This window comes from Sphingobium wenxiniae, from assembly GCF_007830065.1.
Taxonomy (GTDB): domain Bacteria; phylum Pseudomonadota; class Alphaproteobacteria; order Sphingomonadales; family Sphingomonadaceae; genus Sphingobium; species Sphingobium wenxiniae.
The window spans coordinates 405,314-421,013 of the sequence record NZ_VLKK01000001.1 but is presented as its reverse complement, the minus strand read 5'-3'; the positions used below and the strand labels follow the sequence as shown (position 1 = coordinate 421,013).

Below are 15,700 nucleotides of genomic sequence, written 5' to 3'. Positions count from 1 at the left end.
ATCGGCCGCATGACCAATGGAATCGCGGCGATCACCTTCGCCGCGTTCCTGCTCTTGTATCTGACCGGGCAGGTGGACAATGCCGCGATCATGGGCGGGTTCATCCCCGCCCGGATCGGCGATCCCCATCTTCTCGAAGGCATGTGGGCGGTGCCGGCATGGCTGACGCCGCTCAGCTGCACGTTGATCCATGCGGGCTGGCTGCATATCGGATTCAACCTGCTGATGCTGGTCTTTTGCGGGCGGCAGGTGGAGCATGTGCTGGATCGCTGGGGGACGCTGATCCTCTATGTCGCGGGCGGTTATGGCGCGACATTGGTGCAGTGGGCGGTCGATCCCGGCTCCACCGCACCGATGGTGGGCGCGAGCGGGGCGATTTCCGCTGTCATCGCGACCTATTCGCTGCTCTATAGCCAGCAGAATGTGCGGCGGATCGGGCCGCTGTCCGCCAATCTGGTGCGGGTATTGTGGCTGGCGGCGGGCTGGATCGCGATTCAGTTGATGATCGGCATTGCGACAGCGGGCGGCATGGGCGGTCTGGGACAGATCGCCATTGCCGCGCATATCGGCGGCTTTCTGGTGGGGCTGGCGCTGACGCGGCCCTTGTTACGTTGGCGGTTCCGAAAGCGGCCCCAGCCTGTGAATTGAAAGCTCGCAGGCCTGCCGTCTTCGACGACTGCCTGCCACCCCGCCACCGCATTCCCCCAAACCCTCATTCCGTCGTCGGCAGTTCCGGCTCCAGCAGGCGGTGCAGGTGCACGATCACATAGCGCATCTCGGCATCGTCCACCGTGCGCTGCGCCGCGCCGCGCCATGCCTTTTCGGCGCTGGCATAGTCGGGAAACACGCCGACGATATCGATTGCGTTAAGGTCCTCGAATTCGAGGGTCTGGGGATTTTTGACACGCCCGCCCATCACAAGATGCAGCTTGCTCATGACTTTCTCCTCATGGATCAGGGCGGGCTATTAGCAGCGCTTGCCGGAGCGTCCAAGGGAAAGCCCCGGCAGGAGCGATTACCGTTTCGGCAATCGCGCCTTGAGGGCGTCGCTGACGGCATCGGCTTTCGCGGCGACCAGGGCGATCACGTCGTCTGCGAGGCGGGACGCCTTGCCCGGCAGATCGGCCGCCATCGCGCTTTCGCGGGCATGGGCAGCAAATTCGGCCGCATTCTCCTTTGCGGCTTGAAGCGCGACGCCGGCGGTTTCGCGCGCGGTGTGGAGGGTTTCGCCCGCGCTGTCCCTCGCTGCGTGGAAAGCGTCGGCGGCGCTGCTTTTCGCGGCGCTCGCATTTTCCGTCGCTGTGGCGCGGGCGGCAGCGGCGGCCTCCAATACACGGCCCCCGGCGGTGACGGCCAGAGCGGGGAGGGCTTTCATCATCCTGCGGCTTTTCGGGAACATCCAGGCGATGAGGGCGCCAGCGGCGACCGCGCCCGCCACGGCGGTGACGGGATGCTGCTGCACGATCTCATTGGCGCGCGCCGCGACCTTTTGCGTGCGGTCGCGGGCGTCGGCATAGGCGGCGCTGGCTCGTTCGCGCGAATTGGCCAGCGCTTCCCCGGCGCTGTCACGCGTGTCGCGCAGCCGGTCCGTCGCGCCTGCGGCGATATCGTTCGCCGCATCGCGAGCGCGGGTCAATTGGGTTTGGATGTCAGCCATCTTCATTCTCCGGATTGGGATTTTTCCAACGAACGTGCAGGCGGTGGAAAAGTGCCGCCAAGGGACGCCGGGCAAGATAGAGAAGGAAGGCGGTCAGCCCCGCGCCCGCGGCGACCGGATTTTCCTGCACCTTGGCGGCGGCATGGGCGGCCCCGTCCGTCGCGAGCGAAATCACCTTGTCCTTTGCGTCCTGTTTCAGCCGGGCAGGGGCGACGCGGGCCTTCGCGGCCTGGGCGGACAGCAGAAATTGCGCCTTCTTCTCTTCGGCCTGCGCGACGGCCTGGCGATAGGCGGCTTCGCGGTTCATGGCTTCATCGCCCTTTTCATGCGGCCGATCCGCGCCTTCGCCAGCAGCAGCAGGATGAGAACCGCCAGCAGCGTTCCGCCCAGCACCGCGCCCGTCGCGCCAAGCGGCCCAAGCGCGGGCGCCAGGCTGAGGATAAGGCCCACCAGCACGGCGACGACAACGCCGAACGACAGCATCAGGGCGGCCGCTCCCAATAGGGCGGCATCGCGCACGCCCGCCGCTGCGATGCCCGCGCGCCGCTTCTGCCGCTCGACCTCCGCCTCGGCATAGGCGCGGCCGTCGGCATAGAGGCGGGCAATGCTGTCGCGGACGGATTCGTCGTGCCCATCGGGCTGCGGCGCTTCCACCATATCCGCCGGTTCTTGCGTCAATGTTTCCTCCGCCCGCTCTGGTCAGGGCATTTGGCCGGTTCCGGAAGGTTCAGCCTTCGTCCGAAGAGCCTCTGGCGAGGCGCATCAGCACGAAGCCGACCACCGCCGCCGCCCCGATGGCGACCGCCGGACTTTTCCGCACGAAGTCGCGCGCTTCGCCCATGAGCTGGTCGACATCCTTGCTGTCGAGCGCATCGGCGGCCCCGGCGACCGATTCGGCGGCCTGGCGGGCATAGTCGCCATATTGCGGCCCCAGTTTCGCATCCACCGTGCCCGCCGTTTCGGAGATCAGCTTCGCAAGGCTCTGCATGGCCGATCCGGTCTGTCCCTTCGCGGCGGTCGCGGCGGAGCGCGCGGTCTTCCCTGCCTGTTCCTTCAATGGATCGATATGGGATTTCCAGTCGACGGCGTTCAGCTTGTCCTTCGCGCTTCTTGCCGCCTTTTCCGCCTGCGCCTTGATGGGGGCGATCTGCGCGCTCCAGCCGGCGCCTTCGGCCTTCTCCGCCTTCACGGCGGGTGCCTCGCGGGTGGCGGCCGGCTTGACCGGCGCGGAATCCGTGGCCGCTTTTACATTGGGCGTCTTGGTTGCGGCGGCTTTCCTGCCCTTCTTGGCGGGCGTGTCGCTGGTGTCGGCCATGGTCGATTGTCTCCCTTCACATCAGGCTGTTGGGCAGCGGCGGATCGCCGGGCGGAAACGCCGTTTCCATGCTAATGCACGGCGGCTGCCTGTAGTTCCGTTGCCGTTACCATTTAGAGCATCGGCATTTTTGCCCCGGTTGCAAGCCCCTGCATTGCAAAGAGGGCAGGTGCTGGCTAAGCGGAGCGCGAAAAGCCGCCGCACAGCATTTTCAGGAGCGATCATGACCGCCATTCTCGACATCCATGCCCGTCAGATTCTGGACAGCCGGGGCAACCCCACCGTCGAAGTCGACGTGATGCTGGAGGATGGCAGCTTCGGCCGCGCCGCCGTGCCTTCGGGCGCTTCGACCGGCGCTTATGAAGCCGTCGAGAAGCGGGACGGCGATGCTTCCAAATATCTGGGCAAGGGCGTCCTGGCCGCGGTCGCCGCCGTGAATGACGAAATCGCAGAACAGATCGTCGGCCTCGACGCGGAGGATCAGGCCGAAGTCGACGCGGCGATGATCGCGCTCGACGGCACGGAGAACAAGAGCCGCCTCGGCGCGAACGCCATCCTGGGCGTCAGCCTCGCCACCGCGAAGGCGGCCGCCGACGCGCGCGGCCTGCCGCTCTACCGCTATGTCGGCGGCGTCAATGCCCATGTGCTGCCGGTGCCGATGATGAACATCATCAATGGCGGCGAACATGCCGACAATCCCATCGACTTCCAGGAGTTCATGGTGATGCCGGTCGGCGCGGAAAGCATCGCCGACGCGGTGCGGATCGGTTCGGAAATCTTCCACACGCTCAAGAAGGGCCTGCATGACAAGGGGCTGGCGACGGCGGTGGGCGATGAAGGCGGCTTCGCGCCCAACCTCGCCTCGACCCGCGACGCGCTCGACTTCATCATGGCGAGCGTGGAGAAGGCGGGCTACACGCCGGGCGACGATGTGGTGCTGGCGCTCGATTGCGCGGCGACCGAGTTCTTCAAGAACGGCCGGTATGAGATTTCGGGCGAGGGCCTGTCGCTCAGCCCCACGGAAATGGCCGACTATCTGGCCGCGCTGTGCGCCGACTATCCGATCAAGTCGATCGAGGACGGCATGAGCGAGGATGATTTCGAAGGCTGGAAGGCGCTGACCGACAAGATCGGCGGCAAGGTCCAGTTGGTCGGCGACGACCTGTTCGTGACCAATCCCGCGCGCCTGTCCATGGGCATCGGCAAGGGGCTGGCCAACTCGCTGCTGGTGAAGGTCAACCAGATCGGCACGCTCACGGAGACGCTCGCCGCCGTCGATATGGCCCACCGCGCGCGCTACACCGCCGTCATGTCGCACCGTTCGGGCGAGACGGAGGACGCGACCATCGCCGACCTCGCCGTCGCCACCAATTGCGGGCAGATCAAGACCGGATCGCTGGCCCGTTCGGACCGGCTCGCCAAATATAACCAGTTGATCCGCATCGAGGAGGAACTGGGCGACGTGGCGGTCTATGCGGGGCGTTCGATCTTCCGTTAAGGCCCTTTTCAACGGTTGGCCGCAAGATAAATGATTTTTCGCTTGCGGCCCGCCTTTTCCTGTGATTCATCGGCTGTATGGCCCACATCGCGAAGCTTCGTCTCCTGCTCTTTTCGGCCTTTGGTCCGGCGATCGCGGTGCTGCTCCTCATCCTGTTCGCGGGCTATGTCGTGCTTGGCTCCAACGGGGTGCTGGCATGGGGGGATTATACCCGCCAGCTGCGCGACGCGCGCGTCCAGTTGAAACAGGTGGAGGCGCACCGGCAGGAGCTTCGCAACCGGGTCGACCTGCTCGATCCGCGCCGCGTCGATCCGGACCTCAGCGATGAACTGATCCGCCGCCAGCTCGGCGTCGTTCATCATGACGAAGTCATCGTTCCGCTGAACTGACGTTCCATGCCTAATGCGGCTTGCGGCGTTGCATTGCCGCGCTTCGTGCCGCTATATCTGGCCTTTCTGTCATACCATCCACGCAAAGAGGATATAGTCTTGGCGAAACCAACCACGCCGCGTCCTTCCCGCGCCAAGCCCAAGCCGGCCATTCCAGCCGGAGCCGACCATAATCGGCCTCGGCCGGACGCGCCCGTCGACTACAAGGCGAGCAAGGAGGAACTGCTGGAATTTTATCGCCAGATGGTCCTGATCCGCCGGTTCGAGGAAAAGGCGGGGCAGCTTTACGGCCTGGGCTTCATCGGCGGTTTCTGCCACCTCTATATCGGGCAGGAAGCGGTCGCCGTGGGCATCCAGTCGGCGCTGGAGCCGGGCAAGGACAGCGTCATCACCGGCTATCGCGACCATGGGCACATGCTGGCCTATGGCATCGATCCCAAGCTCATCATGGCGGAACTGACGGGCCGCGAGGCGGGCATTTCCAAGGGCAAGGGCGGGTCGATGCACATGTTCAGCGTCGATCACAAATTCTACGGCGGCCACGGCATCGTGGGCGCGCAGGTGTCGCTGGGCGCGGGGCTGGGCTTTGCGCATAAATATAGGGGCGACGGCGGCGTGTGCGTCGCTTATTTCGGCGACGGCGCGGCCAATCAGGGACAGGTCTACGAAAGCTTCAACATGGCCGAGCTATGGAAGCTGCCGATCATCTTCGTGATCGAGAACAACCAATATGCCATGGGCACCAGCGTCAACCGCTCTTCGGCCGAGGACCAGCTCTACCGCCGGGGCGAAAGCTTCCGCATTCCAGGTTTGCAGGTGAACGGGATGGACGTGCTCGCCGTGCGCGGGGCGACCGAAGAGGCGCTTAAATGGGTGAAGGACGGCAATGGCCCGATCCTGCTGGAAATGAAGACCTATCGCTATCGCGGCCATTCCATGTCCGACCCGGCCAAATACCGCTCGCGCGAGGAAGTGCAGGAGGTGCGGGAGAAATCCGATCCCATCGAAGGCGCGAAGAAGCATCTGGAAGCCGCCGGCATCAGCGAGGAGGAGCTCAAGAAGATCGATCAGGACATCCGCAAGATCGTGAGCGACGCGGCGGATTTCGCGGAAAGCTCGCCCGAACCTGACCTCGACGAACTGTATACCGACGTGCTGGTGGAGCAATATTGATGGGTATCGAAATCAAGATGCCGGCGCTCTCGCCGACCATGGAGGAAGGCACGCTGGCCAAATGGCTGGTGAAGGAAGGCGATGAAGTGCGGTCCGGCGACATATTGGCCGAGATCGAGACCGACAAGGCGACGATGGAGTTCGAAGCGGTCGATGAAGGCACCATCGGCAAAATCGTCGTGCCCGAAGGGACCGAGGGCGTGAAGGTCGGCACCGTCATCGCCGAAATGGCGGGCGAGGACGGTGAGAGCGCGGAGACCGCGCCCAAGGCCGAGGAAAGCGCGCCGCCCGCCAGGCCCGAAGCCGCGCCCGACGCGCCGAAGAAGGCGGAGAGCGGCACGGCCAAGCTCGCCACGCAAGCCAAGGCCACCATCGCAGATCCGGACCTGCCCCAAGGCACCGAATATCTTAAAACCACCGTTCGCGAAGCGCTGCGCGACGCGATGGCGGAGGAAATGCGCGCGGACGAGCGCGTCTTCGTGATGGGCGAGGAAGTCGCCGAATATCAGGGCGCCTATAAGGTGACGCAGGGCCTGCTCGAAGAGTTCGGCGACAAGCGCGTCATCGACACGCCGATCACCGAATATGGCTTTGCCGGGATCGGCGCGGGCGCGGCTATGGGCGGGCTCAAGCCCATTGTCGAGTTCATGACGTTCAACTTCGCGATGCAGGCGATCGACCACATCATCAATTCGGCGGCCAAGACCAATTACATGTCCGGCGGCCAGATGCGCTGTCCCATCGTGTTCCGCGGCCCCAACGGCGCGGCGAGCCGCGTGGGCGCGCAGCACAGCCAGAATTACGGGCCATGGTATGCGTCCGTGCCGGGCCTGATCGTGATCGCGCCCTATGACGCGGCCGACGCCAAGGGCCTGCTCAAGGCGGCGATCCGGTCCGACGATCCGGTCGTGTTCCTGGAAAACGAACTGGTCTACGGCCGCAGCTTCGACGTGCCGAAGGTGGACGACTATGTCCTGCCCATCGGCAAGGCGCGGATCGTGCGTGAAGGCAAGGATGTGACGCTGGTCAGCTACTCGATCGGCGTGGGCGTGGCGCTGGAAGCGGCCGAGGCGCTGGCGGGCGAGGGGATCGAGGCGGAGGTCGTCGACCTGCGCACGCTGCGCCCGCTCGATACCGCGACGGTGCTGGAAAGCCTGAAGAAGACCAACCGGCTGGTGGTGGTCGAGGAGGGCTGGCCGACCTGCTCGATCGCTTCGGAGATCGCGGCTGTGGTGATGGAGCAGGGCTTCGACGACCTCGATGCCCCGGTGCTGCGCGTCACCAATGAGGATGTGCCGCTGCCCTATGCCGCAAACCTCGAAAAGGCCGCGCTGATCGACGCGGGGCGCGTGGTTCAGGCGGTCAGGAAAGTGTGCTACAAAAGCTGATCGGCAAGGATGGGGACGGCGGCTCATCGCCGTCTCCCTCCTCCCCGATCCATCATGTGCAGGTGGACGGCGTCACATCTTCGCTGGGTTGGACCCCCGTCAGGTCACGGTTGTCACGCACGTTGAAGGCCGCCGTTTCGGAAATGTCGTGCAGCGGCAAGTCTAGCAGCGGTAGGATGCGGCGGTAGCGGTAGCTGATTTCCACGACCATCACCGCCGTGCCTTCCGCCGCCGTCACGCGGTTATTTTCGGGACCCATGCCGGGAAAGCTGGTGCCCGTTTCGCCGTCGCCCTCATCGCCATAGGATGAAGGATGCGGCAGGGCGCCGAAGCAGCGCTGCCATTTGATCCACTGGCCGCCTTCTTCGTTCTGCTGAAGGCTGGACAGGATGATCCGGCCTCGCGTGGCGAAGTCCAGCCCGCCGCCCTGCATATCCGCCCCGATGAACACATCGTTGATTTCGGCTTCGCTGATCTGCTTGTCGTTGAGCGCGCTCTGCGCCCCCATGCGGGAAGCGTTGTCGGCGACCAGCACGGCGATTTCGCCGATCCGCTTGGTCGTTATGACATAGTTCGCCAGCTCCAGGCCCGATGTGACGAGGATGAGGAGGATCGGCAGCGAAAGGGCGAACTCCACCAGCGCAAGGCCGCTCTGGTCGCGCCGGAAGCGATGGAGCGCCCGGCGGCAATATCCCTCCGGGCGTTCGGGCTTTCCGGCGATGCGGGCGGAAACGGACATCCGGGCGGTCCTCACAAACATGTGCCGATCAACGGTTCGATCTGCTTGTCGAAGGGCTGGTTGCGCAACAAGGTGGTGGAGGACATGGTGACGTCCTTGCCCCATCCCATGAAGCTTGCGATGGGGAAGATGCGGTCATAGCGCAGCGTGGCCGTGTAGACCGTCACGTCCTTCGCGCCGCCGCCGCCGCTGATGCCCGAGTCCAGGTCCCGCACATGGTTGCGGTTGGCGTCATCGAAGCTTTCGCCGGCGTCGCAAACGCCGTTGCCGTTCTCGTCCTTGAAGGCTTCCGCCTTGGCCTGCGCGCGCCCATAGTCGATATAGGCGGTGCGCTGAAAACGCAGTTCGCCATTGGGCACGAGCTTTTTCACTGCATCGCTGACATGCTGGTCCAGCGTGTCGCGCTGTTCGTCCGTCGCGGTTTCCAGCGTGGAAGCGCGCCCCGCCGCGTTCATCTCCCCGGCAAGCACGGCGTTCGCATAGAGGTAATAGCCCGTGTCGAACAGGAACATCAGCATCGCCAGCAGCACGGGCGCGACGATGGCGAACTCGATCGCCGTCACGCCGCGCTCGTCCCTTGCCAGACGAGGAAAATGAACCCTGCGGCCTGCCATTATTTCGTGATCCGCAACTGCGCGATCTGCGAGGCGATCTGGGAGAAGGTCGCCGTCAGTTCCGCCGCATTGTTCGCCTGATAGGCCCGCCCGGACGACGCGCAATTGGTGAGCAGGCTGGTGAGATCGGTGCCGAACGCGATCACCCAGACGGTGATGTTCTTGTCGTTTTTCGCGAGCGTGCAAAGCTCCCTTAGCCGTGTTTCGGTGATCTCGTTCTGTTCGTCATCGGTCGGGACGCGGTCGGTGGGCGTGCGTCGCCGCGCCATGGCCGATACGCCCCACGCGTCATAGGCGCCGATACGCGTGTCGGTTTGGCCATCCGTCATGAAGATCAGGTGGCGGGCGATCTTGCCTGAGGCGGCGGCGGCCGCATGTTCCGATGCGAACAGACCGTTGGGCGACATCAGGCGCAGGCCCCACAACATGCCGATGTCGTGATATGTGAAGCCCGCCGGCGTGAGGCTGTTAAGATATGTGTTAAGCGTATTGGCATCGATTTCCGACAGCTTGCGGGCAACAGTAGGGCAGGCCCCCGATTGCGTCAGGTCGACTGACGGCGTGTAATAATTTGTAGCGGTGATGCTGACATCGCGCGTCTTGGTTTGCGGCGATCCGCTAAACGCCCATCTATTGAGCCAGGCAGCAGGGTATCTGACCCCAGTGAGTGCGGGCTGCTGATATCCTGTTGTCGTCTGATTGCGGCCATAGACAAGACGCGGCAGATAGGGCTTCCATTGCGTTTCAGGTTGCCCGGGGTTGGGCACCAGATCGACGTCCATGTCATACGGGTTGCCGCGTTCCTCGATGCAGCCGTTGGACGCGTTCCAGGTGATGGTGCGGTCCCTGGGATGGCCGGTTACGTTCCCGTTCTCAACTGGCGCCTTGAAGCTGCTGCCCTTGACGTTTCCGTTGCTATCGGTCGCTTTCAGGGCGGAAATATCATAGGGAATCGGTTTGTATATCCATTGGTAATATGTGGTGGTGGTGGTGGTTTCCTTTACGGGAATGGGTTCGCCGGCATTGGGGTTTTTGTCGACCGTTTCCGTCCGCTTTTCGACCAGATTGTTGTAAACGGTTGGCGTGATCGTGCACACGCCATTTAAAAGCTTGGCGGTATAGGTTGTGCCGTTTCGTGTGCGTGTGTTGACACGAGAACGCGGCACGGCGCTTGAACTCGGAGTCCAGCTCCCATTGACTGTTTTGTCTGTCTGGGTATTGGCCGGGGCGACACAGTTTTCCGCTGGCCCATTATATGGCGTGCCTTGACCGGATGAACCGCTGAAGATTTCCCACGATGAGTAAGTCGTGATCGTATCGGGCTGCACGCCGCCGCCCGATGTTGAGGTTGTGGTCAGGTCGGCAGTGCCATCCGCCTCGCGCGAGTCATAGATAGGATTGTCCTGAAGCCAGTCCGGCTTCAGCAGCGTTCCAACATTGACCGTTCCCGAATAGGGAACGAACCCGTAGCGAATATGGCTGCCTGCTGGTTTCACCCTCTGCAATTCGGTGTAGAAATTGCTGACGGCTTCGCGCAGCACGGCGATGCGGCTTTGGCTGTCGCCCGGATTGGCATCGTTCATCGACAAGGTCGTGTCCAGCACGAACATGACGTCCGTATTGGGCAATTGCAGGTCCGCCGTGCATTCCGCGTGGATCGTCTTGTCGGGCATGTTGAACAGCGACATCAAGGTCATCGGCACCACGACGCTGGCTGTGCCCGTCACCGCGCCCGTATTGGACGCGCTATAATCGACGGCGGTCGTGCCCGTCCCGTATCGCCCATCGGGGAAGTTCATGTGGAAGAATTGTTCGGCGACGATGTTGTTCGCATCGGTCCAGGTGATGCCGGACATCGCCTTCCGCCCGGCCAGCGCGCCCGCGTCGCAAGCCTGCTGCAGGCGCGTCTTGGTCAGATAGAGGCGGCTGATGTCGATGCCCCCGCCGATCATCGCGGCAAGGGGGAATATGGCCGCGGCGACGATCGCCAATGTATTGCCCGACGCATCGCGCCGTAACCGCCCCAGAAAACCCGTGCTCTTGACTGCTTTCTCGCTCATCGCCGCTCATCACCTGCTGGTCCGAACACATCGGATCATGCTCATCGCCCCCAAAGACGATGACGGAAAATGCGCAAATAGCGTATCGGTGGTTAAGGAACGGATAAGGCAGGATCGAACGCCATGCCTGTCCTGCCCGAAGACATGGAGGGCATTTTCCCTGACAATATGGAAAGCGCCTGTATCGGGCGGTTACTATTTGATAACAGGGTGCTTGTCTTGGGCGCGGGCCATCTTCAAAGCTGGGCTGTGCCGTCTTTCAGGCATTCCATTCAGTTGAAGCCGCTTCGTCATGCCGCCAGCCGATTTCGAAATAGCTCCCCTCGCCCGCCTGCTGAGCGCCTATGCCGGGCGCGACGCGCGGCGGCATCGGCTGCTGTGGGCGCTCGATCGGCGGATGGCGGCGCTGGCCGCCGCCACCAGCGAGCCGATGATCGGGCAGATTCGCCTGGCCTGGTGGGGGCAGGCGCTGGAAGATGAATCCGGCGTCGAAGGGCGGGGGGAGCCGCTGATCGATGCGATGCGCGCGGCGGGCATCGCGCCGCCGCCGGGGCTTGTCCCATGGCTGAACGGATGGGAGGCCCTGCTGGGGGATGCCGACCTTGCCGCCTTCGCGGCGGGACGGGGCGGCGGCTTGTTCCGCGCGCTGGTGGGGCGGGAGGATGTGCCGGACTGGCTGACGCGGGCCGGGGCGGTCTGGGCGCTGTGGGATCTGTCGGGGCATGGCGGCGACGGGGATCTGGCGCGCGAAGCGGTCGATCTGGCTCGGCGGCATCTGCCCGGCGCAGCGTTGCCATGGCCCGCGGCCTGGAAACCGTTGCGGATCGCCTTCGGGCTTGCGCGCGCGGATGTGGCGAAGGGGCGGCGCGCTCCGCCCGCATTGACGCCGGGGCTGTATCTGCGCCTGATCGCGCTTGCCCTGCGCGGACGTTGAAAGAAGGGGAGGGGGATCGACGATGACACGGATATTGGCCGGAGCGATGGCCGCGCTGCTGCTGGTGGCGGGCGGGCTGTTCTGGTGGCAGGGGCGGGCGCGGAGCGGGCCTTTGCCGCAGGCGCTGGTCGGGCCTCCGCCGCCGCCGGCGGTCGAGGACCTGCCCGAAGGCGATCCCGATGCCGTGGGCAAAGCGCCGCCCATGCCCGCCGAAGCCAGCCCGCAAAGCCGAGAGGAGAAGCGCTTCGCCCGTTATGACCGCAACCGCGACGGCGTCATCACCCGCGTGGAGATGATGGGCAGCCGGGTGAAGGCGTTCAAGGCGCTGGACAAGGACAATGACAATCTCCTGTCCTTCGAGGAATGGGCGGCGGCGACGGCGGACCGCTTCGCCAAGGCGGACGCCGATGGAAACGGCAAGCTGACCCCGGCCGAGTTCGCCGCCACGGCGCCCAAACGGTCGCCCAAGCCCCGATGCAAATGCTGAGTTAATTCGTCGGCGATGATATCATTTTGCAAACGCTTCGACGTGATGGCCGATTTCGAGTGGTTTGCGGACATCAGACAGGCTGCAATGCTTCGCCCAGCCACCGGCCGAGCGACGCGCGGGCGCGGGCGGTCATGGCTTCCTTGCGCTGCTTCTTCTTCACATCGTCAAGCGGCGGGAACAGGCCGAAATTGACGTTCATCGGCTGATAGTCCGCCGTTGCGACATTGCCCGTCACATGGCCCAGCAGCGCACCCAGCGCCGTATCGGCGGGGGGCGGGGCGAACGGGCGGCATAGCAGCTCCGCCGCCGCGAACCGCCCGGCGAGCAGGCCGATGGCGCTGCTTTCGACATAGCCTTCGCAGCCGGTCATCTGCCCGGCGAAACGGATATGCGGGGCGCTCCGCAGGCGCAGCGTGGCGTCCAGCAGCTTGGGCGACTGGATGAAGGTGTTGCGATGAAGGCCGCCCAGGCGCGCGAACTCCGCTTTCTCAAGGCCGGGAATGGTGCGGAACAATTCCAGCTGCGCCCCATGCTTGAGCTTGGTCTGAAAGCCGACCATGTTCCAGAGCGTGCCCGACGCATTGTCCTGCCGAAGCTGCACCACGGCATAGGGCCAGCGGCCCGTGCGCGGGTCGTCCAGGCCCATGGGCTTCATCGGTCCATGCCGCAGCGTTTCGGGACCGCGCGACGCCATCACCTCGATCGGCATGCAGCCTTCGAAATAGGGGGTATCCTTCTCCCACTCCTTGAACTGCGTCTTCTCGCCGTCCAGCAAGCCCTGGACGAAAGCCTGATATTGCTCCCGGTTCATGGGGCAGTTGATGTAGTCCTTGCCCTCGCCGCCGCCGGGGCCGATCTTGTCCCAGCGGTTCGCCATCCAGCATTGGTCCATGTCGATGCTGTCGAAATGGACGACCGGCGCGATGGCGTCGAAGAAGGCGAGATGGTCCATGCCCGCCGCCGCGCCGATGCTGGCCGTCAGCGCCGGAGCCGTCAGCGGGCCGGTGGCCACGATGGTCAGGCCTTCGCCGGGCAGGGCGTCGATCCGCTCGCGCACGACTTCCACATGGGGATGATCGCGAAGGGCGCGGGTGACGCCCTGGGAAAAGACGTCGCGATCCACCGCCAGCGCCGATCCGGCGGGCACCTTCGCCGCGTCCGCCTGCGCCATGATGAGCGAGTTCAGACGGCGCATTTCCTGATGCAGCAGGCCCACCGCATTCCGGTCCGCATCATCGGAACGGAAGCTGTTGGAGCAGACCAGCTCGGCCAGCCCGTCGGTCTGGTGCGCCGGGGTCATGTCGCCCGAACCGCGCATTTCGGACAGGCGGACCTTCACGCCCGCCTGCGCCAGCTGCCATGCCGCTTCGGACCCGGCAAGGCCGCCGCCGATGATGTGGACCTGATGACCGGTCATATGCCGCGCCGCGTCAGCCCCGCGCCGCCACGCCGTTCGCGGCGGAAAGGACAGCCTGGACCGATGCGGTGGCGACGTCCGTGTCGGTGCCGATGCCGAAGACCGTGCGGCCGTCCGGGGTGCGGCATTCGACATAGGCGGCGGCCGCCACGTCCGTTCCCGCACCGATGGCGTGCTCGCTATAGTCGGCAATGTCCAGATCGACGTTCAACTCGTCGCGCAACGCGGCCAGCACCGAGGAGAGCAGGCCGTTGCCGCGCCCGGAAATGGAGCGTTCTCCGCCCTGATAGGCGATCTTGCCGGTGAAGACCCGGTCGCCCGCCGCGCCGCTTTCATGATAGTCGATCAGGCGATAGGCCTGATCGCCCGACAGGCGGTAATGATCCTCGAACGCGGTCCAGATATCGGCGGCGTTGAGTTCGCGGCTGCTTTCGTCGGCCAGCGCCTGCACGACCCGCGAAAAATCCGCCTGCATCCGCTTGGGCAGTTTCAGGCCCTTGTCCTGCTGCAAGACCCAGGCGACGCCGCCCTTGCCGGACTGCGAATTGACGCGGATGACCGCTTCGTAATTGCGGCCCAGATCGGCGGGGTCGATGGGCAGATAGGGCACGTCCCACATCTCGTCGTTGCGCACTTCCTGCGCGGCGAAACCCTTCTTGATCGCGTCCTGATGGCTGCCGGAAAAGGCCGTGAAGACCAGTTCGCCGCCATAGGGATGGCGCGGATGGACGGGAAGCTGGTTGCAATATTCGACCGTCTGGATGACCTCGTCGATGTCGGAGAAGTCCAGGCCGGGATTGATCCCCTGCGAATACATGTTGAGTGCGACCGTCACCAGATCGCAATTGCCGGTGCGCTCGCCATTGCCGAACATGCAGCCTTCGACACGGTCCGCGCCCGCCATGATGCCCAGTTCCGCCGCCGCGACGCCGGTGCCCCGGTCGTTATGCGTGTGCAGTGAGATGACCACGCTGTCGCGCCGGGAAATATGGCGGCAGAACCATTCGATCTGGTCGGCATAGATATTGGGCGTTGCCGCTTCGACCGTGGCGGGCAGGTTCAGAATCAGCGGCTTTTCCGGCGTCGGCTGGAGAATGTCGATCACCGCCTCGCAGCATTCCAGGCTGAAATCCAGTTCGGCGGTGGAGAAGGTTTCGGGGCTGTATTCGAAATGCCAGTCGGTATCGGGCTGCTTCGCCGCATTGTCGCGCAGCAGCTTGGCGGCGTGGACGGCGATCGCCTTGATCTCCGGCCGTTCCATGCCGAAAACGATGCGCCGCCATGCGGGCGAGATCGCATTGTAGACATGGACGATGGCCTTGTCCGCCCCGCGCAGGGATTCGAATGTGGTGGCGATCAGGTCGTCGCGCGCCTGCGTCAGCACCTGCGGCGTCACGTCGGCCGGGATGCGGCCGGTGCGGACCAGATCCTGGATGAAGTCGAACTCGGTCGCGCCCGCCGCGGGGAAGCCGATTTCGATTTCCTTGACGCCGATCTTCACCAGCAGGTCGAAGAAGCGCGTCTTCTTTTCCGCGTTCATCGGGTCGATCAGCGACTGGTTGCCGTCGCGCAGATCGGTCGAGAGCCAGCGCGGCGGCGCGGTAATGACGCGCGAGGGCCACTGGCGGTCGGGCAGGTCCACCTGCGGGAAAGGGCGGTATTTGACGGAAGGATCGGTCAGCATCATCGGAAAAGCTACTTCTCTGCATACGGGCGCGCGAAGGTGCCCGGTGGAACGACTGTTTGCTTGAAAGTGCCCTTAGGCGTCTTGCCGGCGCATGAAAATGGCGCGCAGCACAAATATCACGCCTAAGGGCGTGTAAGTCGTAGCAGGGATAGGAGCATATGCTGCGTCATGGGAAGCGCCATAACCTCATTCGGCCAACCGCGTCCAGTCGTTTCTTGCGCGTGGCGGGCAGGAGTGAAGGGAACTGTCAAAGTTCTTGCCGGCCCGGAATGACGAAATTTTCACGCGCGCGCGCTGAATGGGGGAAAATGGCCGAAACCAGCCCGGATGCGATGGACC

17 protein-coding genes are annotated in these 15,700 nt (G+C 64.3%); 7 read left to right on the top strand and 10 right to left on the bottom strand.

Annotated features, from left to right (window positions below):
* Positions 1-9 precede the first annotated feature (9 nt).
* Positions 10-648: a rhomboid family intramembrane serine protease gene (locus IQ35_RS02040; protein WP_031290629.1), complete on the top strand. Its 639-nt coding sequence runs from the start codon at positions 10-12 to the stop codon at positions 646-648.
* Positions 649-712: 64 nt separating this feature from the next.
* Here the strand turns inward: IQ35_RS02040 and IQ35_RS02035 are convergent, their stop codons facing one another.
* The 5 genes from IQ35_RS02035 to IQ35_RS02015 all read right to left on the bottom strand — a co-directional run bounded on the left by IQ35_RS02035 (position 713) and on the right by IQ35_RS02015 (position 2,972).
* A complete protein-coding gene (locus tag IQ35_RS02035) occupies positions 713-937 on the bottom strand; it encodes a DUF4170 domain-containing protein (protein WP_021243857.1) in 225 nt (74 codons plus the stop codon).
* A 78-nt stretch (positions 938-1,015) separates the two neighbouring features.
* Entirely contained in the window at positions 1,016-1,657 is a 642-nt protein-coding gene (locus tag IQ35_RS02030) for a DUF883 family protein (RefSeq protein ID WP_145071816.1), read from the bottom strand.
* On the bottom strand, positions 1,650-1,964 hold the full coding sequence (locus tag IQ35_RS02025) for a hypothetical protein (protein WP_021243859.1): 315 nt from the start codon (positions 1,962-1,964) through the stop codon (positions 1,650-1,652). The genes IQ35_RS02030 and IQ35_RS02025 overlap by 8 nt, the downstream gene beginning before the upstream one ends.
* Positions 1,961-2,335, bottom strand: coding sequence for a hypothetical protein (locus IQ35_RS02020; RefSeq protein WP_031290630.1), 375 nt, complete (start codon positions 2,333-2,335; stop codon positions 1,961-1,963). The genes IQ35_RS02025 and IQ35_RS02020 overlap by 4 nt, the downstream gene beginning before the upstream one ends.
* 49 nt (positions 2,336-2,384) lie before the next feature.
* Complete coding sequence (locus tag IQ35_RS02015; RefSeq protein WP_145071815.1) at positions 2,385-2,972, bottom strand: hypothetical protein; 588 nt, start codon at positions 2,970-2,972, stop codon at positions 2,385-2,387.
* 223 nt (positions 2,973-3,195) lie between these two features.
* On the opposite strand from IQ35_RS02015, the gene eno reads away from it, so the two are divergent.
* The 4 genes from eno to IQ35_RS01995 all read left to right on the top strand — a co-directional run bounded on the left by eno (position 3,196) and on the right by IQ35_RS01995 (position 7,420).
* The gene (gene eno, locus IQ35_RS02010; RefSeq protein ID WP_021243862.1) at positions 3,196-4,470 is read left to right on the top strand and encodes a phosphopyruvate hydratase; all 1,275 of its coding nucleotides are present in this window, start codon (positions 3,196-3,198) and stop codon (positions 4,468-4,470) included.
* A 77-nt stretch (positions 4,471-4,547) separates the two neighbouring features.
* Positions 4,548-4,859, top strand: a complete 312-nt coding sequence (locus tag IQ35_RS02005) for an FtsB family cell division protein (protein WP_021243863.1) — start codon at positions 4,548-4,550, stop codon at positions 4,857-4,859.
* 99 nt (positions 4,860-4,958) lie between these two features.
* Complete coding sequence (pdhA, locus tag IQ35_RS02000) at positions 4,959-6,032, top strand: pyruvate dehydrogenase (acetyl-transferring) E1 component subunit alpha (protein ID WP_145071814.1); 1,074 nt, start codon at positions 4,959-4,961, stop codon at positions 6,030-6,032.
* Positions 6,032-7,420, top strand: coding sequence for a pyruvate dehydrogenase complex E1 component subunit beta (locus IQ35_RS01995; protein ID WP_145071813.1), 1,389 nt, complete (start codon positions 6,032-6,034; stop codon positions 7,418-7,420). Before pdhA ends, IQ35_RS01995 begins: the two co-directional genes overlap by 1 nt.
* Positions 7,421-7,472: 52 nt before the next feature.
* Here the strand turns inward: IQ35_RS01995 and IQ35_RS01990 are convergent, their stop codons facing one another.
* From IQ35_RS01990 to IQ35_RS01980, 3 genes are read right to left on the bottom strand one after another with little or no spacing between them, the layout of a single operon-like run.
* Positions 7,473-8,159: a TadE/TadG family type IV pilus assembly protein gene (locus IQ35_RS01990; protein ID WP_145071812.1), complete on the bottom strand. Its 687-nt coding sequence runs from the start codon at positions 8,157-8,159 to the stop codon at positions 7,473-7,475.
* Between the two features lie 11 nt (positions 8,160-8,170).
* Positions 8,171-8,722: a TadE family protein gene (locus IQ35_RS01985; RefSeq protein WP_242003268.1), complete on the bottom strand. Its 552-nt coding sequence runs from the start codon at positions 8,720-8,722 to the stop codon at positions 8,171-8,173.
* A gap of 50 nt (positions 8,723-8,772) precedes the next feature.
* The gene (locus IQ35_RS01980; protein ID WP_021243868.1) at positions 8,773-10,833 is read right to left on the bottom strand and encodes a pilus assembly protein; all 2,061 of its coding nucleotides are present in this window, start codon (positions 10,831-10,833) and stop codon (positions 8,773-8,775) included.
* 292 nt (positions 10,834-11,125) lie between these two features.
* Between IQ35_RS01980 and IQ35_RS01975 the strand changes: the two genes are divergently transcribed.
* Both IQ35_RS01975 and IQ35_RS01970 read left to right on the top strand, forming a co-directional pair.
* Complete coding sequence (locus IQ35_RS01975; protein ID WP_145071810.1) at positions 11,126-11,767, top strand: hypothetical protein; 642 nt, start codon at positions 11,126-11,128, stop codon at positions 11,765-11,767.
* A gap of 22 nt (positions 11,768-11,789) precedes the next feature.
* Entirely contained in the window at positions 11,790-12,254 is a 465-nt protein-coding gene (locus tag IQ35_RS01970) for an EF-hand domain-containing protein (RefSeq protein WP_021243871.1), read from the top strand.
* A gap of 73 nt (positions 12,255-12,327) precedes the next feature.
* Here IQ35_RS01970 and trmFO read toward each other — a convergent pair whose 3' ends face one another.
* Both trmFO and leuA read right to left on the bottom strand, forming a co-directional pair.
* On the bottom strand, positions 12,328-13,674 hold the full coding sequence (gene trmFO / locus IQ35_RS01965; protein WP_021243872.1) for a methylenetetrahydrofolate--tRNA-(uracil(54)-C(5))-methyltransferase (FADH(2)-oxidizing) TrmFO: 1,347 nt from the start codon (positions 13,672-13,674) through the stop codon (positions 12,328-12,330).
* Between the two features lie 13 nt (positions 13,675-13,687).
* Positions 13,688-15,361 (bottom strand): 2-isopropylmalate synthase, encoded by a 1,674-nt coding sequence (gene leuA, locus IQ35_RS01960; RefSeq protein WP_145071809.1) that lies wholly within the window; start codon positions 15,359-15,361, stop codon positions 13,688-13,690.
* Positions 15,362-15,700: the final 339 nt, after the last annotated feature.

What these genes read in the sequence shown, in the direction of transcription:
- eno (WP_021243862.1), top strand. Translation starts at nt 3,196, where the DNA reads ATGACCGCCATTCTCGACATCCATGCCCGTCAGATTCTGGACAGCCGG.
- IQ35_RS01970 (WP_021243871.1), top strand. Translation starts at nt 11,790, where the DNA reads ATGACACGGATATTGGCCGGAGCGATGGCCGCGCTGCTGCTGGTGGCG.
- IQ35_RS01975 (WP_145071810.1), top strand. Translation starts at nt 11,126, where the DNA reads ATGCCGCCAGCCGATTTCGAAATAGCTCCCCTCGCCCGCCTGCTGAGC.
- IQ35_RS02040 (WP_031290629.1), top strand. Translation starts at nt 10, where the DNA reads ATGACCAATGGAATCGCGGCGATCACCTTCGCCGCGTTCCTGCTCTTG.
- IQ35_RS02005 (WP_021243863.1), top strand. Translation starts at nt 4,548, where the DNA reads ATGGCCCACATCGCGAAGCTTCGTCTCCTGCTCTTTTCGGCCTTTGGT.
- leuA (WP_145071809.1), bottom strand. Translation starts at nt 15,361, where the DNA reads ATGATGCTGACCGATCCTTCCGTCAAATACCGCCCTTTCCCGCAGGTG.
- IQ35_RS02015 (WP_145071815.1), bottom strand. Translation starts at nt 2,972, where the DNA reads ATGGCCGACACCAGCGACACGCCCGCCAAGAAGGGCAGGAAAGCCGCC.
- IQ35_RS01980 (WP_021243868.1), bottom strand. Translation starts at nt 10,833, where the DNA reads ATGAGCGAGAAAGCAGTCAAGAGCACGGGTTTTCTGGGGCGGTTACGG.
- IQ35_RS02035 (WP_021243857.1), bottom strand. Translation starts at nt 937, where the DNA reads ATGAGCAAGCTGCATCTTGTGATGGGCGGGCGTGTCAAAAATCCCCAG.
- IQ35_RS01995 (WP_145071813.1), top strand. Translation starts at nt 6,032, where the DNA reads ATGGGTATCGAAATCAAGATGCCGGCGCTCTCGCCGACCATGGAGGAA.
- IQ35_RS02025 (WP_021243859.1), bottom strand. Translation starts at nt 1,964, where the DNA reads ATGAACCGCGAAGCCGCCTATCGCCAGGCCGTCGCGCAGGCCGAAGAG.
- IQ35_RS01990 (WP_145071812.1), bottom strand. Translation starts at nt 8,159, where the DNA reads ATGTCCGTTTCCGCCCGCATCGCCGGAAAGCCCGAACGCCCGGAGGGA.
- IQ35_RS02030 (WP_145071816.1), bottom strand. Translation starts at nt 1,657, where the DNA reads ATGGCTGACATCCAAACCCAATTGACCCGCGCTCGCGATGCGGCGAAC.
- trmFO (WP_021243872.1), bottom strand. Translation starts at nt 13,674, where the DNA reads ATGACCGGTCATCAGGTCCACATCATCGGCGGCGGCCTTGCCGGGTCC.